Origin of the sequence: Paracoccus beibuensis (assembly GCF_026162625.1) — a bacterium.
GTDB classification, from domain to species: Bacteria; Pseudomonadota; Alphaproteobacteria; order Rhodobacterales; family Rhodobacteraceae; genus Paracoccus; species Paracoccus beibuensis.
Map to the genome: position 1 here is coordinate 56,917 of NZ_JAOTBD010000012.1, position 11,996 is coordinate 68,912.

General features: G+C 67.7%; 7 protein-coding genes. 6 read left to right on the forward strand and 1 reads right to left on the reverse strand.

Features of this window, described 5'->3' with window-relative positions; genetic code table 11:
* The first annotated feature begins 30 nt into the window (after positions 1 to 30).
* From OC159_RS09935 to OC159_RS09945, 3 genes are all read left to right on the forward strand, one after another.
* The gene (locus OC159_RS09935) at positions 31 to 1,068 is read left to right on the forward strand and encodes a LacI family DNA-binding transcriptional regulator (RefSeq protein ID WP_265500995.1); all 1,038 of its coding nucleotides are present in this window, start codon (positions 31 to 33) and stop codon (positions 1,066 to 1,068) included.
* A gap of 72 nt (positions 1,069 to 1,140) precedes the next feature.
* The gene (locus OC159_RS09940) at positions 1,141 to 1,683 is read left to right on the forward strand and encodes a PAS domain-containing protein (protein WP_265500996.1); all 543 of its coding nucleotides are present in this window, start codon (positions 1,141 to 1,143) and stop codon (positions 1,681 to 1,683) included.
* Positions 1,676 to 5,068 (forward strand): chemotaxis protein CheB, encoded by a 3,393-nt coding sequence (locus tag OC159_RS09945; RefSeq protein ID WP_265500997.1) that lies wholly within the window; start codon positions 1,676 to 1,678, stop codon positions 5,066 to 5,068. Before OC159_RS09940 ends, OC159_RS09945 begins: the two co-directional genes overlap by 8 nt.
* Positions 5,069 to 5,071: 3 nt before the next feature.
* On the opposite strand, the gene OC159_RS09950 is transcribed toward OC159_RS09945, so the two are convergent.
* Positions 5,072 to 5,653, reverse strand: coding sequence for a TetR family transcriptional regulator (locus OC159_RS09950; RefSeq protein WP_265500998.1), 582 nt, complete (start codon positions 5,651 to 5,653; stop codon positions 5,072 to 5,074).
* Between the two features lie 109 nt (positions 5,654 to 5,762).
* Here OC159_RS09950 and OC159_RS09955 point away from each other — a divergent pair, with 109 nt between their 5' ends.
* From OC159_RS09955 to OC159_RS09965, 3 genes are read left to right on the forward strand one after another with little or no spacing between them, the layout of a single operon-like run.
* Positions 5,763 to 7,052 (forward strand): efflux RND transporter periplasmic adaptor subunit, encoded by a 1,290-nt coding sequence (locus tag OC159_RS09955; protein WP_265500999.1) that lies wholly within the window; start codon positions 5,763 to 5,765, stop codon positions 7,050 to 7,052.
* A 6-nt stretch (positions 7,053 to 7,058) separates the two neighbouring features.
* Positions 7,059 to 10,166, forward strand: a complete 3,108-nt coding sequence (locus OC159_RS09960) for an efflux RND transporter permease subunit (protein WP_265501000.1) — start codon at positions 7,059 to 7,061, stop codon at positions 10,164 to 10,166.
* A complete protein-coding gene (locus OC159_RS09965) occupies positions 10,163 to 11,554 on the forward strand; it encodes an efflux transporter outer membrane subunit (RefSeq protein ID WP_265501001.1) in 1,392 nt (463 codons plus the stop codon). The genes OC159_RS09960 and OC159_RS09965 overlap by 4 nt, the downstream gene beginning before the upstream one ends.
* The last annotated feature ends 442 nt before the right edge of the window (positions 11,555 to 11,996 follow it).

An 11,996-nucleotide genomic window follows, 5' to 3' on the forward strand; every position in this document is an offset into this window, starting at 1 on the left:
AGCCTGTGATGATCCAGCAGCGAGAATGCCGTGTCCGCTCAAGCCCGCCCGCCCCGCATCAGCGACGTCGCCAAGCTTGCGGGCGTGTCCGTGGCGACCGTCAGCCGCGCAATCTCGAACCCGTCGATCGTTTCCGAGGCGACGCGAAAGGCGGTCGAGGAAGCCATTGCCCAGATGGGCTATACGCTGAACTTCACCGCGCGGAACCTGCGCCAGCAGCAGGTCGGAGGCGTCCTGGCCCTGGTGCCGAAACTGTCGAACCCGTTCTTCTCGCAGATCCTGGCCGGGATCTCGGGCGTTCTGCGGACAAGGGACCTCAGCCTGCTGGTGCTGGACACGACCGCCGCGCCTGACCAGTCGGCGATGAAGGTGCTGGGGCCATATCTGAACCGGTCGCGGTCCGACGGGGTGATCGTGCTGGACGGCAACCTCGATCCCCGGCTGTTCGACCAGCCCGGATGTCCGCCGCTGGTGCAGGCCTGCGAATGGATCGCGGGACTGCCCGCCCCCCGCGTTCTGGCCGACAATGTCGAGGGCGGCCGTCTGGCGGCCTGCCACCTGACAAGCCTCGGCCACCGCCGCATCATGCATGTCACCGGCCCTGCCCGAAACTCTCTGACCGTGGCGCGGCGCGAAGGCTTCGCCGCCGGCCTGGCCGAGGCCGGCCTGCCCGACGCCACGCCGGACCTGCGGATCGAAGGCGACTTCACCGCCCGCTTCGGGCTGGAGGCGGCCGAGCGACTGCTGGCGCTGGAAGACCGCCCCACTGCGGTCTTTTGCGATAACGACGAAATGGCGATAGGGCTGATGAACGGACTGATGCGGGCGGGCCTGCGGGTGCCGCAGGACATGTCGGTCATCGGCTTCGACAACATCGAGATGTCGGCCTTCTGCCTGCCGGGCCTGACCACGATCCGTCAGTACCGGGCGCGCCTGGGGCAGCGCGCGGCGGAATTGCTGCTGGCCCGGATGCGCGGAGAGGAAATCACGGACAGCACGACGCTCGGCGTGGATCTGCTGATCCGCGACAGCACGGCCCCTGCCCCGGCGGATCTGTCGAAATCATGACTTGTGGCCGCTGATCCGAGTTTCTAGACTTTTCGCCAGCGGCGGGCATCATCCTGCCACCACAGGATGCCTATGCCCGAAGCCGAGTTACCGGAAGCCCTGCGCGCTCAGATCGCCCGATCGACAGTCGCCCTGTCACTGGCCACCGCGGATGCCCCAGACATGCCGCTCTGCCTGGCCAATGATGCCTTCTTCCGCCTGAGCGGATATGACGCAGACGCGGTTCATGGCCGCAACTGCCGCTTTCTTCGGACGCCGGACACTCCGCCCGAACAGGTTCGGGAGATGACCCGGTTCCTGCACGCGGACGATCGCGACGACGGGCGGTTTCCGGTCCTGAACCGCACGCGGCAGGGTCGGGTGTTCACGAACCTCGTCTTCATGTCGAAGCTGCGTGGGCAGGACGGACGGGTCCGCTTCGTCATTGCCTCTCAGTTTGACCAGAGCGTCGCCGACCGCGCCACCGCGCAGCGGCAAAACGACGCCGCGCTGACCCGCAGCGTGGGCGACCTGCGGGTGGCGGCGGCGCAGTTCGGTCTGATCCTCTCGGATACATCTGCGCTGCTGGCGCGGTCGGTCAGCACGCTCGCACGGATCGCGGTGCGCGATGAATGACGTCTCTTTCCAGCAGTCGCGGCAGCGCGACGATTTCGCCGTGGTCGGCATCGGCGCCTCGGCCGGCGGGCTCGAGGCGCTGCACGACCTGTTGCGCGACGCCCAACGCGACGATCCCGCCGCCTATGTGGTGATCCAGCATCTGGACCCGAACCATGACAGCGTCCTGGCCGAACTTCTGGACCGCCGCACCGCGCTGACCGTCCAGCAGGCGACCGAGGGGATGCGGCTGCAGGCCGGCCATGTCTATACCATCCCGCCCGGATCAAGGATGCTGATCCGCGACGGCCTGCTGCGGCTGACGGATTTCGACCAGCCGCGCGGATTGCGCCGCCCGATCGACGACTTCTTCGAAAGCCTGGCCGAAGACCGCGGCGCCTCGGCCGCCTGTGTGATCCTGTCGGGGACCGGTGCCGACGGCACCTTGGGACTGCGGGCGATCAAGGAAAACGGCGGCATGTGCGTGGTCCAGGAACCCCGCACTGCGCGCTATGACGGGATGCCGTTATCGGCCGAGGCGACCGGCCTGGTCGATTTCGTCCTGCCGCCCGACCGGATCGTCCCGGCGATCCTGCAGTTCTTCGGCTCCAGCGACGCCGAACTGGCCGAGGACGTGCTGCTGGCCGACGCGCGCCGCATTTGCAAGCTGCTGCTGGAACGCAGCGGCCACGACTTCTCTGGCTACAAGATGTCCACCCTGGTGCGGCGCATCCGGCGGCGGCTGCAGGTTCTGAACATCACCGACACGCGGCAATACCTGGACCACCTGCAGCGTGACCCGGTCGAGGTTGACGCACTGGTCAACGAGTTCCTGATCAACGTCACCCGCTTCTTCCGCGATCCGGAGCTGTTCGAGGCGCTGCGCGACAAGGCGATCCGGCCGATGGTCGCCAGCGCCGAGGGAGAGGAGCTGCGGGTCTGGGTGCCCGGCTGCTCCAGTGGCGAGGAAGCCTACAGCGTCGCAATGCTGATCGATTCCGAGATGCGTGCCGCCGGCCTGCGCCCGCGCCTCACGGTTTTTGCCACCGACATCGACAAGAAGATGGTCGAGGTTGCCCGCGCCGCGACCTATCCGATCAGCGCGCTTGCCGATATTCCCGAACGGCTTCGCGCCCCCTACACCACGCATCGCGACGCGCTGATGCAGATCACGCCGCACCTGCGCGACCGGGTGCGGTTCTCGCTGCACAGCGTGCTGCGCGACCCGCCCTTCGCGCGAGTCGACCTGATTTCATGCCGGAACCTGCTGATCTACCTTGACGAGGACCTGCAGTCGCGGGTGCTGCCGCTGTTCCATTATGCGCTGCGGCCGGGGGGCTTCCTGTTCCTTGGCCCCTCGGAAGGGGTGCGCCGGGAATCGGCGCATTTCGCCGAGCTGGACCGTCCTGCCCGCCTTTACCAGCGCGACGAGATGCCGGCTCGCCTGCCGCTGTCGCTGCCCTTCACCCGGTCCGACGCCGACCGCGGAGGCATCGCGCGGACCACCGGCAACGGCAACGGTCGCACCAGCCACCATGGACTGGCGGCGCAGCGTCGGGTGCTGGACCGCTTCGCACCAGCAGCGCTGCAGGTGTCGCCCACCGGCGAGGTGCTTTGGACGGCCGGGCGGCTTGGCCGGTTCCTGTCGGTCGACCCGACGGCCCGCCAGCCCGCGCTGGCTGCGTCAATTGTCCATTCAGGCCTCAAGGAGCCTGTGACAGCCGCGCTTGAACAGGTGGCCTCCAGCGGCAGGGCGGTGATCGTGCGCGATCTGCTGGCGCGGTCGGATATCGGCGCGCAGCCTGTGACGCTCTTCGTCGAGCCCCTGCCCGACAGGACGATCCTGATCGTCTTTCAGGAAGCCGGCCTTCAGGGCAAGGCCGAGCTTTCCGACGACGCCGACGAGCTGCGCGTCACCGAATCGCGGGCCGACCTTCTGGAGGAGCGGCTGCGCCTGACGCGGATCGAGCTGCACGGTGCCGTTCAAGAGCTCGAGACAGCGAACGAGGAGCTGAAGAGCTCCAACGAAGAAATGATGTCGATGAACGAGGAGCTTCAGTCGACGAACGAGGAGCTGAGCACCGTCAACGACGAGCTGAAGTCCAAGATCGACGACCTGACGGCAGCGAACAGCGATCTGCAGAATTTCTTCTCGGCTACCAAGATCCCGCTGCTGGTTGTGGACCGCGACGTGCGAGTGCGCAACTTCACGGCCGCCGCGCTGCAGATCTTTCCGCTGCGCCGGTCGGACCACGGCCGGCCGCTGGCCGATGTGTCCAACGTCTTCGGCAGCGACATCCTGCAGCAGATGGCGGCCGATGTCGTCCGCCGCGGTGAGGCGCAGGGGACCGAGCTTCACGAGCAGGGCCGGGAACGCGCCTGGCGCGTGGATGCGAAGCCCTATCGCGGCGCCGACGGCCATCTGGACGGCGCCATGCTGGTCTTCGAGGATGTCACGGCGCTGCGCGACCTGCGGGTCGAGGTCGAGCGCCAGGACGAACGCCTGAAGGCCGTCCGCTCGATGGCGCGGATCACGGTGTGGCACCTGGACAGCGATGGCCAGACGCTGACGATCGACGACAGCTCCAACCTGCTGGGGATCGGGCAGACCGCCCGCCTGCCCCTGCCGGCCTTTGCGGCCCTGATCGCCCCCGAGGATCGCGACGGTCTGCAAGAGGACATGGCCGCCTGCATGGTCGGCACGCCGTTCCGTCGCGTGCTGTCGCCATCGGCGAAGGCGCTGTCGAACGTGCGCCTTGAAGCCGCCGGAGAGCGTTTCGGTGGCGACGAGGCGCAGGTCCTGGGGGTCATGGTCGACGTGACGGCCGCGCAATCCGCCGCCAAGCTGCGCGAGGCGGTGATTTCCGAGATGGACCACCGGGTCAAGAACCTCTTCACGCAAATTTCGGCGATGCTGCGCATGGCGGGCCGCGAGACCGACGATGCGCAGGAGGTGGTCGAGCAGGTATGCGAGCGCATTTCGGCCCTGGCCAATTCGCACAGCCTGACCACGGAACGCGGCAGCAGCGCCGAGATCGAGCTGCGCCGGCTGATCGACACCTCGCTGGCGCCCTATCGCGGCGCCGAGATCGTGCTGGACGGTGACGGTGCGGTGGTGCTTCCGGGCCGCGTCGTGCCCTTGTCGCTGATCCTGCACGAGCTTGCGACAAACGCCTTCAAGTACGGCGTCCTCGGTCCGGTCGAGGGCAGGCTGACGGTGGCATGGCGGGTGATCGACGAACAGATCGTCCTCGACTGGATCGAGACCTATGCCGCCGAGCGTCCCGAGCAGCAGGCCGACAGCGGCTTCGGGTCGGTTCTGCTGGAAGGCGCGGCGGCACAGATCGGCAGCGATCTGGACATCACGCAGGACGCGCTGGAACGTCGGACCCGCCTGCGCTTCTGACGCTTAGCACAGAAGCGCCGCAACCCTTTCCAGCTGCTCGCGGGTCATCGCCCGGATGTCGTCGTCGCTGCTGATCGTGCCCTCGGCCCAAGCCCTGACAGAGTTCGACAGCGCGTGCGTTCCCAGTTCCGCCAGCAGCCGCGCCTCGAAGGCCATGTCGCGCCCCAGCCGCGCCTCCAGCAGACCGGCAAGGGCCAGCGCCATCTCGTCCATGCTCTTGCGAAAGACCGCCAGCAGTTCGGGCGTATGGTCCACGACTTCGATGATCCGCTGCAGCAGGGCCCGGTCGGGGCGGTCTTCGCACAGCATGTTCCCCAGCAGCCGCGAGATGTCGTCGATCAGCGACCCGTTCGATGTGACGATCCAGCTTGCCGCCTCGACATCCAGGGCCGGGGGCTGGCCCAGGATTGCCGCCTGCTTGTTGCAATAATAGTTGAAGAAGGTGCGCGGGCTGATGCCCGCCTCGGCCGCAATCGCCTCGGTCGTCGCGGTGCCATAGCCCATGCGCAGCGCGACGTTCAGCGCGGCCATCTGGATCTCTCGCGCGGTCTCGCGGCGACGGCGGTCGCGAAGATTGGTATTCATTTCTCGTGCAACCCCCTATTGCAGTGAAAGCAAACATTGCACACTCCGCAGGATTGTGCAATGAGCGCACCAAACATGGTGCCTTCGGGGCAAGATCGGGATAGTTCACATGATGCGCGAGTTCAGCCTTAACGCCGGGACGGTCATGGCCGCGGCAATGTTCCTGACGCAGCCGGCCGTGGCGCAGGCCCCGGAAGGGATGCCCCCCAAGCAGGTCGGCGTGGTCGAGGTGGCGCTGCAGGACGTGCCGCGCATCGTCACCCTGCCCGGCCGGGCGGTGGCCGCGAATTCGACCGACATCCGTCCGCGCGTCGGCGGCATCGTGACCGACATCCTCTACCAGCCCGGCAAGCCGATCGATGCCGGCACCCCGATGTTCAAGATCGACGACACGACCTATCAGGCGAACCTCGCCAGCGCCGAGGCGCAGGTCGCCTCGGCCGAGGCGCAGGTGACGCAGGCGGAATCGGCCTATAGCCGGACCGAACAGCTTCTGGGGTCCGGCACGACGCAGGCCCAGGTCGAGACGGCGCGCGCCACGCTGGACCAGGCTCGCGCGGCGGTGCAGTCGGCTGCCGCCGCCCTGACGTTGGCCCGGGCCGAGCTTGGATGGACCACCGTGACCAGCCCCATCGCCGGCATCGCCACCGTTTCCGAAACCTCGGTCGGCGATCTTGTGACGGCGGGACAGGCCGACGCCATGGCGACGGTGATCCAGCTCGACCCGATCGAGGTCGACATGTACGAACCCGCCGCCCGCTTCCTGAGCCTTCTGGACGACATCGGCGCGGGCAACCTGCGCCTGAACGACGAGCTGAACGCCAAGCTGACGCTCGAGGACGGCCAGACCTACCAGGCGGTAGGCGAACTTGTGGCGCCGGGCGTGACGGTCTCGACCTCGACCGGATCGATCGACACGCGGTTCCGCTTCGACAACCCGAACAACCTGCTGCTGCCGGGCATGTTCCTGCGTGGCCAGGTGGAACTGGGCGTGACGCCCGCATTCCTGGTGTCGCAGTCGGCGGCCGTCCGCGACAAGATCGGCAACCTCTCGGCCTGGGTGGTCGAGGACGGAAAGGTCAGCCAGCGTCGACTGACCGAGGACGGTACCTACCAGAACCAGTGGATCGTAACCGACGGGATCGAGGAAGGCGACATGCTGGTCGTCGACGGGCTGGCCGGCCTGGCGGAAGGCGCCGAGGTCGTCACCGTTCCCGTCACCTTCGACGAGAACGGCGTGGTGCGCGACATCGCGCCCCCCGCGGATGCCGCCACGCAGGACGGCGCCGCGGCGGCGCCGGCATCCGATGAGCCGGCATCCGAAGCGCCGGCCACCACAGAACCGGCCCCCGCAGAACCGGCAGGCGACGCGCCTGCCGACGCGCCCGCGACGGAGTAAGGACCGATGGCACGCTTTTTCATTCATCGCCCGGTCTTCGCCTGGGTGCTGGCCCTCGTCACCATGCTGGTTGGCGCGCTTGGCCTGAACACCTTGGCGATCGAGCAATATCCGCAAATCGCGCCGACGACGGTGCGCGTCAGCGCGACCTATAACGGCGCCTCGGCCGAGATCGTCGAGTCCTCGGTGACGACCGTCATCGAGGATGCCATGACCGGCATCGACGGGCTGATCTACATGACGTCGAACTCGACGCCGGGTTCGGCCTCGGTCACGCTGACCTTCGACGACACGGTCGATGCCGACATCGCGCAGGTGCAGGTGCAGAACAAGCTGCAGCTGGTGACGTCGCAGCTGCCCGACGTGGTGCAGCAGCAGGGCGTGCAGGTTGCGCGCTCGACCAGTTCGATCCTTCTGGTGGGGGCGCTGACGGCGCCCGACGGCGGCTATACCACGGTCGAGCTTGGCGACCTGATCGCCCAGCTGATCGAGGACCCGGTCAAGCGCACGCCGGGCGTGGGGTCGATCAACACCTTCGGGTCGGGCTATGCGATGCGCATCTGGATGGACCCGATGAAGATGGTCCAGTACCAGGTGACGCCTGCCGACGTGACCGCCGCCGTCGCGGCGCAGAACACCAACGTCACGGTAGGCGACCTGGGCGCGCAGCCCGCGGCGCAGGGCCAGCGGCTGACCGTGTCCGTGTCGGCGCAATCACAGCTGTCCACCGTCGAGGAATTCGAGAGCATCCTGCTGCGCGTCGATCCCGACGGCTCGACCGTCTTCCTGGGCGACGTGGCCCGGATCGAGATCGGGCAGGAAAGCTATGGCGGCGCCTCGCGCCACAACGGCAACCCGGCCGCTGGCTTCGCCGTGAACCTGGCGACCGGCGCCAACGCGGTCGACACCGCCCATGCCGTGCGCGAGACGATCAACGGACTGGCAGGATCCCTGCCTGCCGGGGTCGAGATCATCTATCCTTACGACACCTCGCCCTTCGTCGAGGAATCGATCAACCAAGTCTATCATACCCTGGCCGAGGCCGTGGTGCTGGTATTCCTGGTGATCCTGGTCTTCCTGCAAAGCTGGCGCGCGACGATCATCCCGGTGGTCGCCATCCCGGTCGTGCTGCTGGGCACCTTCGCGGTGCTGGCGGCGGCGGGCTATTCCATCAACACGCTGACGATGTTCGCGATGGTGCTGGCCATTGGCCTTCTGGTCGATGACGCCATCGTCGTCGTGGAAAACGTCGAACGCGTGATGGAGGAAGAGGGTCTGGGGCCCGTCGAGGCCACCGAAAAGAGCATGGACGAGATCACCAGCGCCCTGGTGGGCATCGTGCTGGTCCTGTCGGCGGTGTTCCTGCCGATGGCCTTCATGACCGGCGCGACGGGCGTGATCTATCGACAGTTCTCGATCACCATCATCACGGCCATGGTGCTGTCGCTTGGCGTCGCCGTCATCCTGACGCCCGCCATGTGCGCCAGCCTTCTGAAGCCGCGCAGGCATGGCGACGGCATCGCACCGGCGCGCTGGTTCAACCGCAACCTCGACCGCACCACGGATGGCTTCGTCGGCGTGGTGACGCGGCTGGTCAAGCGTCCGATGCGGATGCTGATCGTGCTGGCCGCCATCGGCTTCGGGGTCTACGCCCTCTTCGATCGTCTGCCCGGATCGTTCCTTCCCGATGAGGACCAGGGCGTCGCCCTGGTCATTATCCAAGGACCTGACGGCTCGACCACCGAACAGACCAGGGCGCTGGTCGAGAAGGTCGAAGGCTATCTGCTGAACGAGGAAAGCGAGACGGTGGAATCCGTCTTTTCGGTCCTGGGCTTCAGCTTCGGTGGAAGCGGCCAGAACAATGCGATGGTCTTCATGAAGCTGCGCGACTACGAGGAGCGCGAGGGGCTGGACATTGCATCCCTGGTGAACCGGGCGAACGGGTACTTCTTCACCACCAACCGGCAGGGGCAGATCTTCGTGCTGCAGCCGCCCGCGATCCAGGGCCTCGGCACCTCGTCGGGCTTCACCATGTACCTGATCGACCAGGCGGGCGCCGGGCAAGAGGCGCTGACAGCCGCGGCCGACCAGTTGGTCGCCAATGCCCAGGCCGACGGCCGCGTCACCGGCCTGCGCGGAAACGAGGCGACGACCCAGACGGCGCTGCGGCTCGACATCGACCAGCAGAAGGCTGCGGCCTTCGGGCTGTCCATCCCCGAGGTGAACGCCATGCTGTCGGTCATCTTCGCCGGCCGCGACGTCAACGATTTCGCACTCGGCAATGATCTGCGGCCGGTGGTCGTTCAGGGCGAGGCCAATGCCAGGTCCCAGCCCGAGGACATCAACCGCTGGTACGCGCGCAACGCGCAGGGCGAGATGGTGTCTTTCGGCGCCTTCTCGGACCAGCGGTGGGAACAGGAACCGCAGGCGCTGGCCCGCTATGGCGGCACCCGTGCGCTTGAACTGAGCGGTTCCGCTGCCGTGGGACTGTCCTCGGGCGACGGCATGAACGCGATGGAGCAGATGGTGGCCGATCTCGACGGCAACTACGGCACCGCCTGGACCGGCCTGTCCTACCAGGAACGGTTGTCGGGCAACCAGGCGCCATTGCTGTTCGCGCTGTCGGCGCTGGTCGTGTTCCTGTCGCTGGCCGCACTCTACGAAAGCTGGACCGTGCCGCTGGCGGTCATGCTGACCGTGCCGGTCGGCATCCTGGGCGCGCTGGCGGCCGCGCTCTATTTCGGGCAGTCGAATGACGTCTACTTCAAGGTGGGCCTGCTGACGACCATCGGTCTGGCCGCGCGGAACGCGATTCTGATCGTGGAATTCGCCCAGGCCCAGGTGCACGAGGGCAAGACCGTCATCGAGGCCGCCCTGATCGCGGCACGCCAGCGACTGCGGCCGATCCTGATGACCACCTTCGCCTTCATGCTGGGCGTGCTGCCGCTGGCCATCGCCTCGGGTGCAGGTGCCGGGGCGCAGAACTCGATCGGTATCGGCGTTCTGGGCGGCATGGCGTCGTCCGCCGTCATCGGGATCTTCCTGGTGCCGGTCTTCTATGTCGCCGTCCTGAAGCTGCGCTCGATCTTCTCGAGAAAGGAAAAGACCTCGTGACCTTCCCACGCCACTCAAAGGCGCTGTCGCTGACGGCGGCGCTGATGCTGTCCGCCTGCGCCGCCGTCGGGCCCGATCCCACGGAACTGCCGGACGCGCGCGTGCAGGACAGCTTCGCCGAAGGCGAGGCCGCCCCGGCAGGACAGGTGGGCACCAACGCCTTCTGGTCCGGCTACCAGGACCCGACGCTGTCGAGGCTGATCGCGCAGGGGCTTGGCACCAACCTGGACATCATCGCGGCGAACGAACGCATCCGCGCCGCCGCCGCCGACCTGCAGGCAACCCAGCCGCTGGCCGCCCAGATCAGCGGAGAGCCCGCCTCGGCCAGCCGCGTCCGGTCGGGGGGCGATGGCCGCGCCGACAGCTATACCAGCAGCGCCAACCTGTCTGCGGGCTTCGTCTTCGACATCTTCGGTGGCGCGCGGCGGGCCCGCCAGGGCGCCGCCGCGGCCTATGCCTCGGCCGAAGCGCAGGTGCAGGTCACCCGCCTGGCCTGGCTGGCCGAGGTGATCAGCGCCTATTCCGACGCCCGCTTCTATCAGCAGGCGCTGGCCTTGACGCGCGACACGATCCGCGCCCGGGAAAGCACGCTGGAGGTGACGAACGACATGCTGTCGCTGGGTTTGGCGACAGACTACGACATCGCCCAGACCCGCGCGCTGCTACAGACGGCTCGCGCCGACCTGCCGAACTACGAGGCGCTCTTCAACGCGCAGGTTTATCGCCTTTCGACGCTGCTGAACCAGCAGGCAAGCCCGCTGATGACGCGGATGCAGGACGGCAGCGGCGCGCTGCGCATTCCGCCCGGTCCGGGCACCGGCGTTCCGGCAGAGCTGCTGCGCAACCGTCCCGACGTCCGTGCTGCGCAGCAGGATCTCGTTCAGGCGCTGGCCGAGGTCGGGGTCGCGACGGCGGATCTCTTGCCGTCGCTCTCGCTCAGCGGGACCGTCAGCGACACCGGGGGGTCGGACAGTTGGGGCTTCGGCCCCCGGATCAGCCTGCCAGTGGCGAACCAGGGCATCCTGCAGGCCACCCGCACCCGGCGCATCTCCGAGGCGCGGCAGGCGGATCTGGCATGGCGCAGCCAGGTGGCGTCGGCGGTCGAGGACGTGCAGACCAGTCAGTCGAACCTGCGCCGCTACCGCCAGCGCGTGGCGGCCCTGGACGAGGCGGCGCAGTCCTACAACCGAGCCTACGACCTTGCCCGGACGAACTTCGAGGCAGGCGCCTTGCCCCTGGTCGATCTGCTCGACGCCGACCGCCAGCGCGCCGCGGCCCGACTGCAGGCCGCCTCGGCCCGCAACGACGCCGCGAAGGAATGGGCCGGGCTGCAGATCGCCACAGGTGCCGGCGGCGCGGTGGCGGCCATCGCAACGACCGCCCCTTGACCGTCATCCTGGCGCTGCTTTGCCGGCGCCGGGCCGCAGCTCCGTCCTGCCGGAGGAAAACCGACCTGCGGCGCCTCTCGTTGTTTTGGTCCCGGACGGTGCGATACCGCCAGCGGCAAGATTGCTCCGGCGAACTGGCCCGGAACGACCGTACCGCTCTGTCCGCGTCAACAATCCCCGGACCCGAGTGAATGCACGCGGGGCTGCCGGCCAACAGCGCATAGTAGAGGGCAGTCGCGACGAGCCAGCCGGAAGCGGAAGCACGCCACAAGCAAGACGCGCAACCGAACGCGGGCGCGTGGCAGACTTGGTCCGAGGGCGAGGCTGATCCCGATGTCGATGCCTGGATCGGCGCCAGCCTCAGGATCGACACCAACACAAAGTGGCCGCCCAGGCCGGCCAATGCGACCGAATCGGCCGGCGCTGTCGCCCGTCGCCTGCG